The sequence below is a fragment of the Streptomyces corallincola genome (assembly GCF_019104725.1).
GTDB classification, from domain to species: domain Bacteria; phylum Actinomycetota; class Actinomycetes; order Streptomycetales; family Streptomycetaceae; genus Streptomyces; species Streptomyces corallincola.
Map to the genome: position 1 here is coordinate 1 of NZ_JAHRXF010000046.1, position 14,195 is coordinate 14,195.

Sequence of the window (14,195 nt, forward strand, 5' to 3'; positions counted from 1 at the left end):
GGGGTGAGGGCGGGTTCCGGCGGGCGCGGACGGGTTATCAGGTCGGGGACGCGTTCGCCGGACGCGTGGACCGAGGGAGGCCGACCGGATGCGTGTGATCGCCTGACTGGTGGAGGGCACCTGGCCCGCCTGTGTGGACGCGGTGCGCACCCACGCCCCGCCGGACAGCGAGGTCGTGCTGCTGCACGTGAGCGGGCCCGACGTGCCCGGAGTGGCGCACGGCGCGTTCGCGGGGCTGCTGGGGCGGGGGCGGCCCGAGCGTGATCCGGGCGGACTGCTGGAGCGGCTGGGCGGGACCTCGGCCGCGGGTCTGCTGGACGCGGCGGCGGACCGGCTGGGCCGGGACTGCGCGGTGGAGGAGCGCGCGGGGCGGGTGGAGCGCGAGGTGGTGACCGCCGCCGAGGGCGCCGACCTGCTGGTGCTGGCCCGCGACGGGGACCGTACCCGGCTCGGCCCGCACAGCCTGGGCCCGGCCGCGCGGTTCGCCGTGGACCACGCACCCTGCCCGGTCCTCCTGGTCTGGCCGGAGCCCGCCCCGCCCCTGGGCACGATCCCACCACCCCCGCACTGAGCGCAGCACTAGGCCATCGGCCGTTCGCCGCCGCTCCAGTTGACGACCTTCATGCGCGGGTGGGAGGCGCCCGCGTCCACGGTCCAGCGCTGGGCGGCGGTCGCGGACCGGTTCTTCAGGACGAGCGCGCCGGACCCGTCGGTGGCCGCCGGGGTGAGGGCGAGGTCCTGGTCGGAGCGGGGTACGAGGGCGCCCGGGAGCGTGTAGTCGTAGCGGATGGTGCGGCCGGTGGCCGTGCAGGGGGCGAGGCGGACGGAGAAGGCGAGCCGGGAGTCCAGGCAGAGGCCGGGCGCGGAGGTGTTGCGCAGCAGGCCGTCGGTCTCGTACGTCCACTGCTGGCTCGCCACCGAGGAGCAGGCGACGAGGACGGTCTCCGCGCCCTCGACGGCCCGGGTGCCGACGACGCCGACGCAGAGACCGGACGCCTGGTCGCGGAGCCGTCCGCGCAGTACGCCGTCCGTCGGCGTGCTGCCGCGGGCCGCCCAGGAGGGGGCCGCGGTGGCGGTGCCCGGCGCGGGGGTGCGGGTGGCGGCGGGGGGCGGGGTGTCGCCGCCGCCGTACACCGTCCAGAGGACCAGCGGGACGCTGATTAGCCCGGCGGCGGTGGCGACGGCCGCCGCGAGGGTGCGTCGGCGGGCGCGGCGGGCGGCGGCGCGCCGTACGGAGCGGCGCGGGCGGGCCGGTGCGGGGGTGGGCGCGGGTACGGGGGCGGAGGGCGGCGGGGCGGCGCGGCGGGCCCGCAGATAGGCGTCGGCGCCCCAGCCGAGGACCGCCTCGGCGAGCGCGAGCCCGAGTCCGTCCCCGAACCGCTGGAGCTGTTCGGCGGTGCGGCGGCAGTGCGCGCAGCGTTCGAGGTGGGCGCCGAGGTCGGGATCGACGGGGGTGCCAGTGCGCCGGAAGGTGACGTCGAGGATGCGCAGGTAGCCGCGGCACTCGCTGTCGGGGGCGAGTTCGCGGTGCGCCTGGAGGCATTCCTCGCGCAGCCTCTCGCGGGCGCGGCGCAGTTCGGTAAGGGTGCCCTCCTCGTCCCGGCCGAGCAGGGCGGCGGGGACGGCGAGGGGTTCGCCCTCGACCTCGGTGTGCCAGAGCACGGCGCGGGCGGACTGCGGGAGCCGCTGGAAGGCGCGGGAGAGCAGTCGGCGGCGCGCGGAGGGGAGCAGCAGCGCGGCGGCGCGCTGACCGGCGCCGGTGAGGGGCCGCAGGGTGGGGTGGAGCTGCTCGCGGCGGTCGTCGGCGTCCCATTCGGCGGCGATCCGGCGGACGGTGACGAGGAGTTCGGGGCGCCAGGCGGCGGAGGGGCCGGACATGCGGAAGGAGTCGCCGAACAGCCGGGTGAAGGCGGCGGTGGTGAGCAGCCCGGCGGCGCGCGGCCCGGCGGCGCAGAGCCGGGCGTAGGTGAACGCGGCCTCCCAGTGCCGGTCCAGGAGTTCGCCGACCGGGTGCGGGGAGGCGGCCGTTCCCGTCCAGTTCTTCAGCTCGGCGCCGAGCTGCTCGTCGGACGCGTCGAACCGGGGAGCGGGCGGAATGGATTCCGACGGGCCTCGGTCATTCACGGCTGTATTCCTCCGGACGCGACACGACGAATAGTGCGTACCAAGCGGTACGGCACGGGATTCCGTACCGTCAACGTCCGCCCGGAGCAGCTCTTTTGGAGTGGGTGGGGCGTACGGTGGCGCTCGGCGCGCTTTTCCGGGAACTCATTTTCCCCGCACACCGGCCCGGCTACTTTTGCACAGCCCCGCGCAGGACAACAAGCGGTCGGGTGGCCTTTGTCATTGCGCGGAGGGAATACCCTTTATTGACGTTCGGTCAAAGGAAATACGCGCGGGTCCGGACGGCGTACGGGGGTACCCGTCCGGAACCGCGCGCCGCACCTCAGTGGCCGCTGACGGCGCGCGGCGTGTAGGGCTGCTCCAGTTTCCCGATCTCCTTCTCCGACAGCCGCAGGTCCACGGCGGCGATCGCGTCCTCGATGTGGCCGGGCCGGGACGCGCCGACGATCGGGGCGGCGACGGTGTCCTGGTGCAGCAGCCAGGCGAGGGCGACCTGCGCGCGCGGCACGCCCCGCTCACCGGCGATGCGGGTGACGGCGTCCACGATGGCGTGGTCGCCCTCCAGGTAGAGGCTCCCGCCGAACGCGTCGGTGCTGCTGCGACCGGTGACGGTGCCCCAGTCGCGGGTCAGCCGCCCGCGCGCCAGCGGGCTCCACGGGAGCACGCCCACGCCCTGGTCGGCGCAGAGCGGCAGCATCTCCCGCTCCTCCTCGCGGTAGAGCAGGTTGTAGTGGTTCTGCATGGAGACGAACCGGGTCCAGCCGTTCCGCTCGGCGGTGTGCTGGGCCTTGGCGAACTCCCACGCGTACATCGAACTGGCGCCGATGTAGCGGGCCTTGCCCGCCTTGACCACGTCGTGCAGCGCCTCCATCGTCTCCTCGACGGGCGTCTCGTGGTCGAAGCGGTGGATCTGGTACAGATCGACGTAGTCGGTGCCGAGGCGGCGCAGGCTGTGGTCGATCTCGGACATGATCGCCTTGCGGGAGAGTCCCGCGCCGTTGGCGCCGGGCCGCATCCGGCCGTGCACCTTGGTGGCGAGGACGATGTCGTCGCGCTCGGCGAAGTCGCGCAGCGCGCGGCCGACGATCTCCTCGCTGGTGCCGTCCGAGTAGACGTTGGCGGTGTCGAAGAAGTTGACGCCCGCCTCCAGCGCCTGCCGGATCAGCGGCCGGGACGCCTCCTCGTCCAGGGTCCACTCGTGGTTGCCCCGGTCGGGGATTCCGTAGGTCATGCAGCCCAGGCAGATCCGCGACACGTCCAGGCCCGTCGAGCCGAGCTTCACGTACTCCATCGTCATATCCCTTGCGTGCGGAGGGCTTTCGTCACGCTGAGGGTACGACCGCTCCCTGTGCGGGTTTGACCCCGGCGGGGGGACGGCGGTTGGATCGGCGGGTGCCGTGCCGGAGGCGGGGCACCCAGAGGTGCGCCCACCACCGGCGCCGGGCCGCCGACCACGGCCGGGTACCGGACCCAGGCGACCGGGCGGCCCAGGTGCGCGGCCCGGCGGGGCCGCACCCGCGAACCGATGGAGCGGACGTGCCCACCAAGGGTTCCTTCCGCGTCGCGGGCCGGGGGGCCCGCCGCGCGGCACTGCTCGCCCTCGTGACGGCGGCGAGCGTACTGACCGGCTGTTCGGCGGGCGGCCACGACGACGGGGCCGCGTCCCCGGACTCCCCGGCCTTCCGGCCGCTGCCGCGCCACACCGGCTTCGACTACCAGATCGGCGGCGCCTATCCCCCGCCGGAGGGCGTCGGCATCGTCAGCCGGGACCGCTCGGACTCCCCGGCGCCCGGCCTGTACAACATCTGCTACGTCAACGGGTTCCAGGCCCAGCCCGAGGAGCGCGCCTCCTGGCCCGCCGACCTGCTGCTGCGGGACGCGCGCGGCACGGTGGTCGTGGACACCGACTGGAACGAGGCACTGCTCGACCTGCGCACCCCGGCCAAGCGGGAGCGGGTGGCCGAGCGGGTCAACGGCTGGACGGACGGCTGCGCGAAGAAGGGCTTCGCCGCGGTCGAGTTGGACAACTACGACAGCTACACCCGCTCGCACGGGCTGCTGACCGCCGACGACGCGGTGGCCCTCATGCGGCTGCTCACCCGGCACGCGCACCTCCGGCACCTGGCCGTCGGGCAGAAGAACACCGCCGAACTGACCGGCCGCCGCCGGGAGGCGGGCCTGGACTTCGCGGTCGCGGAGGAGTGCGGGCAGTACGACGAGTGCGAGGTGTACGCCAAGGCGTACGCCGACCGCGTGGTGGACGTGGAGTACACCGCCGAGGGGCTGCGCAGGGCGGTGGCCCGCTGGGGCGGCCGGATCGCCGTCGTCCGCCGGGACCTGGACGTCTCCACGCCGGACGAGGACGCGTACGTCCGCGAGACGGGCTGAGGGAGCGGGCGCCGCCACCGCCGTGTCCGGGTGCGGTACGGGGTCCGTGGGCGGGACGGGCGGAGGCCCGCGCGAGGGGGCGCGGGCCTCCGGGGGTGACGGGCGGTCAGCCGGTCGTCTCCTTCACGCTGATGGCGCCCACCGGGCAGGCGCGGGCGGCCTCGCGGACCATCGGGGCCCCGGCGGCGTCCTCGCGGCCGGGGAGCAGCGTGCTGTAGCCGTCGTCGTCCTGGGTGAACACGTCCGGGGCGGCCAGGGCACACTGCCCGGCGCCGATGCAGAGATCCTTGTCGATGTCGATGTGCATGGCCCGACCCTCTTACCAGCTCACGGGGAGTTCCAGCATCCCCTGGATCGTGTCGCCCGGTTTGAACGGGATCTCGTCGGCGGGCGCGGCCAGCCGGAGCCCCGGCAGCCGCCGGATCAGGGTGCCGAGCGCGATCTCCAGCTCGGCCCGCGCCAGGTTCTGCCCGAGGCACTGGTGGACGCCGAACCCGAACGCCACGTGCTGGCGGCTCGCCCGGTGGAAGTCGAGCGTGTCGGGGTCGGCGTACTGCCGGGGGTCGCGGTTGATGACGGAGGTGGGGAACAGGACGCCGTCCCCGGCCCGGACGGTGGTCCCGGCGACCTCGATGTCGGTGAGGGCCATCCGCAGCAGGCCGTCCGCGATGGACAGCATCCGCATCAGCTCCTCGACGGCCGCCGGGAGCAGCGCGGGGTCGGCGCGCAGCTCGGCCAGCCGGTCGGGGTGCCGCAGCAGGGTGAAGGTGCCCAGCGAGATCATGTTGGCGGTCGTCTCGTGCCCGGCGACCAGCAGGATCACGGCGAGCGCGATCAGGTCCCGGCGGTCGAGCGCTCCCTCGCCGTACTGCTCGCGTACGAGGGTGTCGAGCACGCCGTCGCCGGGCTCGGTCCCCCGGGCCTTGGCGTCCACCAGGCCGCCGAGATAGCCCTCCAGCGCGTCGCGGGCGGCGAGGGTGTCCTCGGGCGCCGGGCCGCGCAGCAGCCGCCGGGACTGCTCCTCGAAGAACTCGTGGTCGGCGTACGGGACCCCGAGCAGCCCGCAGATCACCATCGAGGGCACGGGCAGCGCGAACGCGGAGACGAGGTCGGCGGGTGCCCCCTGTTCGAGCATGGTGTCCAGCAGCCCGTCCACGGTCCGCTGGATGGACGGCCGGAGGTCCGCGGCGCGGCGCAGGGTGAACGACGGGATCAGCATCCGCCGCTGGGTGCGGTGTTCGGGGTCGTCCAGGCCGAGCAGCGCGACCCGCCGCTCCCGTGCCGCGCGGGCGAACCGCTCGGTGGGCACCGGGAAGCCGGGCCGGGTGCGGTCGGTGGAGAGCCGGGGGTCGGCCAGCAGGGTGCGGGCGGTGTCCTGGTCGGTGACGGCCCAGACCTCACGGCCGTCGTAGAGCGTGACGCGGGACAGGCCGGGTGCGCCGCGCATCGGGGCGTACCCGGTGGGCGGGTGGTAGGGGCAGGTGCGGTCCTGGGGGAAGGCGACGGGGCCGGCCGGGGCCGTGTGGCCGGTGGTGTCCGTCAGTTCCGTCGTGTCCGTCGTGTCCGTCATGGGAAGACCTCGCAGACGAAAGGAGGTGCGTCGTACCACGCCCCATTAGATGCCCGAGGCACCTATGTGGCGACACGGGACTCGGCCAGATCGGCGACCGAAGGCGTACGGCCGGTTCCGTACGGCGCCGGGGCGGGCGGGGCCGGGGAATTCGGTTGACCCGGCGGGCCCCGGAGCCGCAGCATCCGGCCATGCCGATGACTTCCTCCATTGTGCCGCCGGCCCGTCCCACCGTCCTGGCGGTGGGACGCCGACAGCGGCCCGGCACCCGTGGGAGGCCCGGCCCGGCACGCCGGTGAACGCGCTGACGGCGGGGCTGCTCGCCGGGTACGGCATCGCGGTCCCGGTGGGCGCGGTGGGGACGTATCTGGTCTCGCTGAGCGCCCGCGCCCCCTTCCGTACGGGCGTCGGCGCGGCGCTCGGGGTCGCCACCGCCGATGGCCTGTACGCACTGCTCGCGGTCCTCGGCGGCACCGCACTGGCCGCCCCGCTGCGGCCGGTTCTGGACCCACTGCGCCGGGTGTCGGTGCTGGTGCTCGCCGTACTGGCCGTCCACGGGGCGTACGCCGCCTGGCGCCGCCACCGCGCGGGCCGGTCGGCGGAGCGCACCGGTTTCCCGCCGCCGGGTCCGGTACGGGCGTTCCTGGGCCTGCTCGGGGTCACGCTGCTGAACCCGGTGACGGTGCTCTACTTCGCCGCGCTGGTCCTCGGCACCGGCGGTGCCGACGCCGTACGGCCCGCCGGGCGGGCGGTGTTCGTCGCCGCCGCGTTCGCCGCGTCGGCGAGCTGGCAGCTGCTGCTGGCCGGGGGCGGCGCGCTGCTCGGGCGGGCGCTGACCGGGCCGCGCGGGCGTCTGGTCACCGCGCTGGCCTCCAGCGGGGTGATCATGGTGCTGGCGGTGCGCACGGCACTGGCACCGGGATGACCGGCGGGCGGTGCGCCCCGGATGATTCCGGCGCCCGGTGCTGTTGCAGCCGCCGTAGTCCCTTCCGACCGACCGAGGAGAGAAGAGTCCATGCCACTTGAGGGCGAGTACGAGCCGAGTCCCGAGCAGTGGGTGCGCGATCAGGTCGAGCTGTACGAGGGCTCGGGCGGGACGCGCGGCACCACGCTGCGGGACACCGGGCTGCCGGTGATCGTGCTGACCACGCTCGGCGCGAAGAGCGGCAAGATCCGCAAGACCCCGCTGATGCGGGTGGAGCACGACGGGAAGTACGCGGCCGTCGCCTCCGTCGGCGGGGCGCCCAAGCACCCGGTCTGGTACTTCAACGTCCAGGCGGAACCGCGCGTCGAGCTGCAGGACGGCCCGGCCAGGCAGGACATGCGGGCCCGTGAGGTGACCGGCGCGGAGAAGGCCGAGTGGTGGGAGCGGGCGGTCGCCGCGTTCCCGCCGTACGCGGAGTACCAGAAGAAGACCGAGCGGGAGATCCCGGTGTTCGTCCTGGAGCCGGTCCAGGACTGAGCGCCACCGGCCGTGCCGTACCGGGAAGGGCCGGAGCGGCACACCGGCCGGGGTGCGGGCGCATGACCCGCTCCCGGCCGGGCACCCGGCCGTCAGGCCCCGCCACGTCCCCCCGTCGTGGCGGGGTCCCCGTGTTTCCGTCCGGCCGTACGGTCGGTGACGTCGAGGAAGATCTGACCGGCGTCCGGGAAGACGTGCGAGATGGACCCCTTGATCCGGTCCGCGACCTCCTCCACCCGCTCGCTGTCCAGGCCCGGCACCAGATCCACCCGTGCGGCCACCAGCGTGGAGTCGAGCCCCATCTGCATGGTGAACAGCGCCTCCACGCTGTCGATCTCCGGCTGCGCGTCCAGCAGCGACCTGATCCGGGCGCTCAGCTCCGGGTCGGCGGCCTCCCCGATGAGCTGGTCGCGGGCGTCCCGGCCGAGCCGGTAGGCGACGTAGACCAGCAGCACGCCGATGGCGAGCGACGCGGACGCCTCCCAGGCCACCTGGCCGGTGATCATGTGCAGTGCCATGCCGACGATGGCGAGGGTGACGCCGAGGACCGCCGTGCCGTCCTCGGCGACGACCGTGCGCAGCGCCGGGTCGCGCATGCTGCCGCCCTGGCTGCGGACCTGATGGAGCGCCCGCAGCAGCGAGGCGCCCTCGGCGAGCAGCGCCACGCCGAGCACGATCAGGCCCACGACATAGCCGCTGAACGACTCCTGGGCGCCCTCGCGCAGCGCCTCGAAGCCCTGGAAGAACGAGAAGCAGCCGCCCATGACGAAGATGCCGACGGCCGCGAGCAGCGACCAGAAGAAGCGTTCCTTGCCGTAGCCGAAGGGGTGGCGGCGGTCCGCGGGGCGGCGGCTGCGGCGCAGCGCGGCCAGCAGGAAGACCTCGTTGAGGCTGTCCGCCACCGAGTGCGCGGCCTCCGAGAGCAGCGCGGGCGAGCCCGCGAAGATGCCGCCCACCGCCTTGGCCGCCGCGATGACGAGGTTGGCGGCGAGGGCGACGAGGACGGTGACCTTGGTCCGCTGGTCGTCGCCGCTCCCGGAGTCGTCCTTGCCCGGCTCGCCCGGCCGGTGGGTTCCGGGGGTGTCCTGGGTTCCGGAGGTGTCCTGGGTTCCGGAGGTGTCGTGGCCGCCGTCGGGGGCGGGTGGGTGCCCGTCGCCTTCGGTGGTGCCGGCCGGGTCCGTGGTGCCAGTGGTGTCGGCGCCCGTGCGTGCGGCGCGCTCGCGTTCCGAGAATGTCCCGCTCATCCTTGGCCGACTGCCCCGGCCCCGGCCGATCACACCGTGCCGACCGGGCGAAAAGGGGAACGTGTCATCCGGGACCGGGACGGTCCCGTGGACCAGGAGGCGCGTATGGGCGGCGACGACGGCGACGGCACGGCGGGCGGCGGCAACGGGACGTACGGCCGCAAGGCGTTCAGCCGGTCCCGGAGCCATTTCACGGACCGGATCACCGCCGACGGCCGGGACGGCTGGCCGGTGGAGGCCGGGCGCTACCGGCTGGTGGTGTCACGGGCCTGCCCCTGGGCGAGCCGGGCGGTGATCTCGCGGCGGCTCCTCGGTCTGGAGGAGGCGCTGCCGATGGCCGTCACCGACCCCGTCCAGGACGACCGGAGCTGGCGCTTCACCCTGGACCCCGGCGGCCGTGACCCGGTGCTCGGCATCCGGTTCCTGGCGGAGGCGTACGCGAAGCGGGAGCCCGACGCGCCCGGCGGGGTGAGCGTGCCCGCCGTGGTGGACGTGCCCAGTGGAGTGCTGGTCACCAACGACTACCAGCGGCTCACCCTGGACCTGGCCACCGAGTGGACCGCGCTCCACCGCGCGGGCGCCCCCGATCTGTACCCGGAGCGGCTGCGCGACGAGATCGACGCGGTGATGGCGGACGTCTACGAGGAGGTGAACAACGGGGTGTACCGGGCCGGGTTCGCCCACGACCAGGCCCGCTACGAGGAGGCGTGCGCCGGGGTGTTCCGGCGGCTGGAACTGCTCGCCCGGAGGCTGGCGGACCGGCGCTATCTGGTCGGGGACACCCTCACCGAGGCGGACATCCGGCTGTTCACCACACTGGTCCGCTTCGACGCCGTCTACCACGGCCACTTCAAGTGCAACCGGTGGAAGCTCACCGAGAACCCGGTGCTGTGGGCGTACGCCCGGGACCTCTTCCAGACGCCGGGGTTCGGGGACACGGTGGACTTCGACCACATCAAGCGGCACTACTACCAGGTGCACACCGGCATCAACCCGACCGGGATCGTGCCGCTCGGCCCGGATCTGTCCGGCTGGCTGAGCCCGCACCGGCGGGAGGAGCTGGGCGGGCGCCCGTTCGGGGACGGGACCCCGCCCGGACCGGTGCCGGAGGGCGAACGGGTGGGGGCGCGCGGCCGGGTCGCATGAGGTCGGCAGGACGAGGAAGGAGAGTCTCATGGCGAAGAACAAGACCAAGAAGAAGCTCCCGCTTGCCTACAAGCCGGTCGGCTTCGTGCTCAGCTGGGCGGGCGGCGCGCTCGCCGGTATGGCGTTCCGCAAGGCGTGGATGGCCGTCCGGCACGAGGAGGACGCGCCGGACGCGCTGGACCGGGACCGCGGGTGGGGCGAGATCCTGCTCGCGGCGGCCGTGCAGGGCGCGATCTTCGCGGTGGTCCGCAGCGCCGTGGACCGCACGGGGGCCAAGGCCATCGAGCGCTCCACCGGGGTGTGGCCGGTGGCCGACAAGGGCGGCCGGGACTAGAACAGCACGTGCGCAGGGGCCGGTGGCCACCGGCCCTTACGCGTGCCTGCGGTCTCAGCCCTGCTTGGGGGCGGTCTGCGGGAGGAGGCGGAGGACGAACGAGTGCCCGGCCGGGTCGGCGTAGCCGCGTTCCTCGTACGGGCCCGCCGGATCGCGGGTCTCCACGGGACGGCCGCCGAGCGCGACGATCCGGCGCTCGGCCTCGTCCAGGTCCTCGACGCGGAACTCCAGGTGGGCCTGGAGGGAGTTCTCCGGCCGGGGCCAGCTCGGGGGCGTGGCGTTGACGTCCCGGCGGAACGCGAGCCGCATGCCGTCGGCGCCCTGGATCTCGACCAGGTTGGCGGACGCGGCGGTCTGTTCGCCGTCCAGCAACTCCTCGTAGAACGGGGCGAGTTTCTCGGGCTCGGCACAGTCCAGCACCACCATGCCCGTCTTGACCAGTGTCACGTTTCCTCCCGGCTCCCGGTGAATCTCCTTATCCCCTTGCGGATATCCCGGCGAGCGGGGTTCATCTGCGCGCGGCGGCCCCGCACACTTTCCTGGACAGTCGTCCGGTTATGCTGGACACCCGTCCAAGAAAGTGAGGCCCTGGGGTCATGGAGATCGTGGCGAACGTACTGGTCGGCCTGGTGGCCGCGCTGCACGCGTACATCCTGGTGCTGGAGATGTTCCTGTGGCAGCGCGCTCCGGGGCGCCGGTTCCACGGGTTCGACACCGAACTGGCCGCGACGACCGCGCCGCTCGCCGCCAACCAGGGCCTCTACAACGGCTTTCTGGCGGCCGGACTGGTGTGGGGCCTGATCGCGTCCGACCCGACCGGCTTCGCCGCGCAGGTGTTCTTCCTCTCGTGCGTCGTGGTGGCGGGGGTGTACGGCGCGGTGACCGCGAACCCGCGCATCCTGTACGCGCAGGGGGTGCCCGGTGCCGTCGCGCTGGCCGCGGTACTGATCGCCCGTTGAACCGCCCGGCCGACGCCGATCCACGCGCCGCGCGCACCCGGGCCCGGCTGCGCGCGGCGCTGCTCGACATGTGCGCGGAGCACCCGCTCGCGGAGGTGGGCGTGGCCGCGCTGGTGCGCCGGGCGGGAGTGGGCCGGGCCACTTTCTACACCCACTACGACGGGCTGGAGGCGCTGGCCGTCGATGCCTGCGCGGATGTGGTGGACCGGGCGGTGGAGGCGCTGCACGCCTGGCGCGGCCGACCCGATCCGGCGGTGGCCCCGCCCGCGCTGCGCGAGTTCTTCGCCGCGCTCCCCGCGCACGCGGGCCTCTACCGCTCCCTGCTGACACCGGGCGGCGGCGGGCCGCTGGGGCATCTGCTGCACCGGGACCTGCGCGCCCGCAGCCTGCTGGAACGGCACCTGGCGGGTGCGCCGGACGCACCGCTGGTCGCCTCGGCGGTGGCGGCGACGTTCACGGGCGTCCTCGCGGACTGGCTGCACGGGCTGCTGACCGGGTCGCCGGACGATGTGGCCCTGGAGGTGTGGCAGTTGCTGATCGCGCTGCACCGCAGCCGGTGAGGCGGCGCGTGCGGTGACCCCCGGCCGTCACAGCCGGCGGACCGGCCGCTGTCGGCACGGGAGACGCACCGCGCCGGAAATTTCTCACCGTTCGCCGCAACCCCCTGTCGCGCGGTGCTCAAATCCCGTTCGTTCAGGGTAACTTGACAACCGGTGAACGGGTGTACGGGCGGCTGGGGGAGGTGGTGCCGTGCAGCGGGAGCCGATACCCCTCTCCCGGCACTTGCGCGTTCATGAGGAACGCGGGCACACGGTGCTGGAACTGCGCGGCGAGATCGACATCGCGGCGGCCTCGCTGCTCGCCGCCGAGCTGGACCGGGTCACCGATCCGGCGGGCGTGAGCGTGGTGATCGACCTGACCGGCGTGGAGTTCTTCGACTGCTCCGGGCTGCGTCTGCTGCACCGGGCGCGCGGCCGGGTGGTGGACCGGGGCGGGCGGCTGCATCTGGTGTGCGCCCACCCGCTGACCCTGCGCGTGCTGCGCATCACGGGTCTGGCCCGGCTGCTGCCCCCGCATCCGACGCTGGACGCGGCCCTGGCGCACGCGGGCGCGGCATCCGGCTGATCTTCGGGTATCTGCCCCGAACTCGTCTTTCCTGAAAGGGAGTTCGGGGCAGGCCCGTTCTCAGCTCTCTTCGAACAGCGCGCTCACCGACTCGCCGTTGTGGATGCGGCGGACGGCCTCCGCGAGCGCGGGGGCGATGGACAGCACCCGCAGCTTGTCGGTGTGCTCCTCCCGCGGTACCGGCACCGTGTTGGTGCACACGATCTCCAGCACGTCGGGCTGGTCGCTGAGCCGCTTGAGGGCGCCGGAGGCGAACAGACCGTGCGTACAGGCGACCCGGATGGAGCGCGGGCCCAACTCCCGTAGCTTGTCGAGCAGTTCGATGACCGTGCTGCCCTTGGCGATCTCGTCGTCCAGCACGATCACATCGCGCCCGGTGACCTCGCCGATGACCGAGCTGATGCTCACCCGGTCGTCCGCGAAGCGCTGTTTGGCCCCGGCGGCGACCTGGGCGCCGATCAGCCGGGCGAACGCGGCGGCCTCCTTGGCGTTGCCGAGGTCCGGGGAGACGACGGTGGTGCGGGTCAGGTCGTACTGCCGGAAGTGCGCGGCGAGTTCGCGCAGGGCGTGCAGGTGGTCCACCGGGACCGAGAAGAAACCGTGCACCTGCGGGGCGTGCAGGGTCATGGCGAGGACCCGGCTCGCTCCGGCCGCCGTGAGCAGGTCCGCGACCAGTCGGCCGCCCAGCGAGATGCGCGGGGCGTCCTTCTTGTCGGAGCGGGCGTAGGAGTAGTGCGGCATGACGACGGTGATCCGGGCGGCGGAGGCCCCGCGCGCCGCGTCGCACATCATCAGCAGTTCGACCAGGTGCTCCTGCACCGGGCGGACCAGCGGCTGGATCAGGAAGACGTCCCGTTCCCGGCAGTTGGCCTGGAGCTGCACCTCCAGGCAGTCGTTGGCGAACCGGCTGACCCGGGTCGGGCTGAGCGGCACTCCGAGGTGCGCGCAGACCTCCCGGGCCAGTTCGGGGTGGGCACTTCCGGTGAAGACGGCGATGTCTCGCACGATCCGCTCCTCGCGTGATCAGCAGGGGCATTCCGTGTCCTCACTGTAGTGAACCCCCTGTCTGGCACGGGAATTGAAGGGAATGAGGGGAGCAGGAATCGGCAGGAGGGAGGACCACCGCCATGACGACCCCCGTCACCCGGCAGGTGAGACGCATGCCCGGATGGGCGAAGGCACTGGCCGCGCTGGTCCTGGTGCTCGTGGTGCTGTTCGCGGGGATCAGGCTGGCCGTACTGCCCGGCATCAAGGACCTGTTCGGCACCGAGTCGCACGACCGTTCCGGGCCCACGCTGCTCAAGTCCATTCAGGACATGAGCCGTTACGACGCCGCGTCCGGCAACTTCCAGGTGGTCGTGGACCTGGAGAAGGACGCGAAGTTCCTGCCCGACGCGATCCGGGGCACCCGCACGCTGTACGTCGGCGCGGGCACCGTGGACGCGTACGTGGACCTCGGGCGCCTCGGCGAGAAGGACGTGGCCGTGAACGCCGACCGCACCTCCGCCACGCTCAAGCTGCCGCACGCCCAGCTGGGCAGGCCCGCGCTGGACCCCGACCATTCCTACGCGGTGTCCAAGCAGCGCGGGCTGCTGGACCGGCTCGGGGACCTGTTCTCCGACAACCCCAACGGCGAGCAGGCGGTGCAGAAACTCGCCGTGAAGCACATCGGGGACGCGGCGAAGCGGAGCGAGCTGACGAAGCGCGCCGAGACCAACACCACGTCGATGCTCCAGGGGCTGCTCCGCTCCCTGGGCTTCACGGAGGTCCACGTCTCCTACGCGGCCTGAAACGGCCCGGCATCGGGGACCGCGCAGAGGGTAACAGCGTTGCGTACGGCGGA

Annotated in this window: 17 protein-coding genes; 10 read left to right on the plus strand and 7 right to left on the minus strand. The window is 73.5% G+C overall.

What is annotated here, in order from left to right; all coding sequences use genetic code 11:
- Positions 1-106 precede the first annotated feature (106 nt).
- Complete coding sequence (locus tag KUM39_RS23215; protein WP_246620614.1) at positions 107-571, plus strand: universal stress protein; 465 nt, start codon at positions 107-109, stop codon at positions 569-571.
- Positions 572-579: 8 nt separating this feature from the next.
- Here the strand turns inward: KUM39_RS23215 and KUM39_RS23220 are convergent, their stop codons facing one another.
- A complete protein-coding gene (locus tag KUM39_RS23220; protein ID WP_217787704.1) occupies positions 580-2,124 on the minus strand; it encodes an RICIN domain-containing protein in 1,545 nt (514 codons plus the stop codon).
- Between the two features lie 322 nt (positions 2,125-2,446).
- Entirely contained in the window at positions 2,447-3,415 is a 969-nt protein-coding gene (locus KUM39_RS23225) for an aldo/keto reductase (protein ID WP_217787744.1), read from the minus strand.
- A gap of 245 nt (positions 3,416-3,660) precedes the next feature.
- On the opposite strand from KUM39_RS23225, the gene KUM39_RS23230 reads away from it, so the two are divergent.
- A complete protein-coding gene (locus KUM39_RS23230) occupies positions 3,661-4,512 on the plus strand; it encodes an endo alpha-1,4 polygalactosaminidase (RefSeq protein WP_217787705.1) in 852 nt (283 codons plus the stop codon).
- Between the two features lie 106 nt (positions 4,513-4,618).
- Here the strand turns inward: KUM39_RS23230 and KUM39_RS23235 are convergent, their stop codons facing one another.
- Positions 4,619-4,819 carry a ferredoxin gene (locus KUM39_RS23235; RefSeq protein ID WP_217787706.1) on the minus strand — a complete coding sequence of 67 codons (201 nt, stop codon included), beginning with the start codon at positions 4,817-4,819 and terminating at the stop codon, positions 4,619-4,621.
- A 12-nt stretch (positions 4,820-4,831) separates the two neighbouring features.
- Positions 4,832-6,082, minus strand: a complete 1,251-nt coding sequence (locus KUM39_RS23240; RefSeq protein ID WP_217787707.1) for a cytochrome P450 — start codon at positions 6,080-6,082, stop codon at positions 4,832-4,834.
- A 295-nt stretch (positions 6,083-6,377) separates the two neighbouring features.
- On the opposite strand from KUM39_RS23240, the gene KUM39_RS23245 reads away from it, so the two are divergent.
- Positions 6,378-7,007, plus strand: coding sequence for a LysE family transporter (locus KUM39_RS23245; protein ID WP_308288215.1), 630 nt, complete (start codon positions 6,378-6,380; stop codon positions 7,005-7,007).
- Between the two features lie 90 nt (positions 7,008-7,097).
- Positions 7,098-7,544 carry a nitroreductase family deazaflavin-dependent oxidoreductase gene (locus tag KUM39_RS23250; protein WP_217787708.1) on the plus strand — a complete coding sequence of 149 codons (447 nt, stop codon included), beginning with the start codon at positions 7,098-7,100 and terminating at the stop codon, positions 7,542-7,544.
- Between the two features lie 92 nt (positions 7,545-7,636).
- On the opposite strand, the gene KUM39_RS23255 is transcribed toward KUM39_RS23250, so the two are convergent.
- Positions 7,637-8,788, minus strand: coding sequence for a cation diffusion facilitator family transporter (locus KUM39_RS23255; RefSeq protein ID WP_217787709.1), 1,152 nt, complete (start codon positions 8,786-8,788; stop codon positions 7,637-7,639).
- A 105-nt stretch (positions 8,789-8,893) separates the two neighbouring features.
- Here KUM39_RS23255 and KUM39_RS23260 point away from each other — a divergent pair, with 105 nt between their 5' ends.
- Both KUM39_RS23260 and KUM39_RS23265 read left to right on the plus strand, forming a co-directional pair.
- Positions 8,894-9,934, plus strand: a complete 1,041-nt coding sequence (locus tag KUM39_RS23260) for a glutathione S-transferase family protein (protein ID WP_217787710.1) — start codon at positions 8,894-8,896, stop codon at positions 9,932-9,934.
- Between the two features lie 28 nt (positions 9,935-9,962).
- Positions 9,963-10,268: a DUF4235 domain-containing protein gene (locus KUM39_RS23265; RefSeq protein ID WP_217787711.1), complete on the plus strand. Its 306-nt coding sequence runs from the start codon at positions 9,963-9,965 to the stop codon at positions 10,266-10,268.
- 54 nt (positions 10,269-10,322) lie between these two features.
- On the opposite strand, the gene KUM39_RS23270 is transcribed toward KUM39_RS23265, so the two are convergent.
- Entirely contained in the window at positions 10,323-10,715 is a 393-nt protein-coding gene (locus KUM39_RS23270; RefSeq protein ID WP_217787712.1) for a VOC family protein, read from the minus strand.
- Positions 10,716-10,864: 149 nt separating this feature from the next.
- Here KUM39_RS23270 and KUM39_RS23275 point away from each other — a divergent pair, with 149 nt between their 5' ends.
- The 3 genes from KUM39_RS23275 (at position 10,865) to KUM39_RS23285 (ending at position 12,352) form a co-directional block, all read left to right on the plus strand.
- The gene (locus tag KUM39_RS23275; RefSeq protein ID WP_217787713.1) at positions 10,865-11,227 is read left to right on the plus strand and encodes a DUF1304 domain-containing protein; all 363 of its coding nucleotides are present in this window, start codon (positions 10,865-10,867) and stop codon (positions 11,225-11,227) included.
- A 68-nt stretch (positions 11,228-11,295) separates the two neighbouring features.
- Positions 11,296-11,787 (plus strand): TetR/AcrR family transcriptional regulator, encoded by a 492-nt coding sequence (locus KUM39_RS23280; protein ID WP_217787746.1) that lies wholly within the window; start codon positions 11,296-11,298, stop codon positions 11,785-11,787.
- A gap of 190 nt (positions 11,788-11,977) precedes the next feature.
- On the plus strand, positions 11,978-12,352 hold the full coding sequence (locus tag KUM39_RS23285; RefSeq protein WP_217787714.1) for an anti-sigma factor antagonist: 375 nt from the start codon (positions 11,978-11,980) through the stop codon (positions 12,350-12,352).
- A 60-nt stretch (positions 12,353-12,412) separates the two neighbouring features.
- Here the strand turns inward: KUM39_RS23285 and KUM39_RS23290 are convergent, their stop codons facing one another.
- Positions 12,413-13,357 (minus strand): ribose-phosphate diphosphokinase, encoded by a 945-nt coding sequence (locus KUM39_RS23290; protein WP_217787715.1) that lies wholly within the window; start codon positions 13,355-13,357, stop codon positions 12,413-12,415.
- A gap of 122 nt (positions 13,358-13,479) precedes the next feature.
- Between KUM39_RS23290 and KUM39_RS23295 the strand changes: the two genes are divergently transcribed.
- The gene (locus tag KUM39_RS23295) at positions 13,480-14,142 is read left to right on the plus strand and encodes a DUF4230 domain-containing protein (RefSeq protein WP_217787716.1); all 663 of its coding nucleotides are present in this window, start codon (positions 13,480-13,482) and stop codon (positions 14,140-14,142) included.
- Positions 14,143-14,195: the final 53 nt, after the last annotated feature.

Coding starts and splice junctions, on each gene's coding strand:
- KUM39_RS23225 (WP_217787744.1), bottom strand. CDS start 3,415: ATGGAGTACGTGAAGCTCGGCTCGACGGGCCTGGACGTGTCGCGGATC.
- KUM39_RS23235 (WP_217787706.1), bottom strand. CDS start 4,819: ATGCACATCGACATCGACAAGGATCTCTGCATCGGCGCCGGGCAGTGT.
- KUM39_RS23240 (WP_217787707.1), bottom strand. CDS start 6,082: ATGACGGACACGACGGACACGACGGAACTGACGGACACCACCGGCCAC.
- KUM39_RS23250 (WP_217787708.1), top strand. CDS start 7,098: ATGCCACTTGAGGGCGAGTACGAGCCGAGTCCCGAGCAGTGGGTGCGC.
- KUM39_RS23255 (WP_217787709.1), bottom strand. CDS start 8,788: ATGAGCGGGACATTCTCGGAACGCGAGCGCGCCGCACGCACGGGCGCC.
- KUM39_RS23260 (WP_217787710.1), top strand. CDS start 8,894: ATGGGCGGCGACGACGGCGACGGCACGGCGGGCGGCGGCAACGGGACG.
- KUM39_RS23265 (WP_217787711.1), top strand. CDS start 9,963: ATGGCGAAGAACAAGACCAAGAAGAAGCTCCCGCTTGCCTACAAGCCG.
- KUM39_RS23275 (WP_217787713.1), top strand. CDS start 10,865: ATGGAGATCGTGGCGAACGTACTGGTCGGCCTGGTGGCCGCGCTGCAC.
- KUM39_RS23280 (WP_217787746.1), top strand. CDS start 11,296: ATGTGCGCGGAGCACCCGCTCGCGGAGGTGGGCGTGGCCGCGCTGGTG.
- KUM39_RS23295 (WP_217787716.1), top strand. CDS start 13,480: ATGACGACCCCCGTCACCCGGCAGGTGAGACGCATGCCCGGATGGGCG.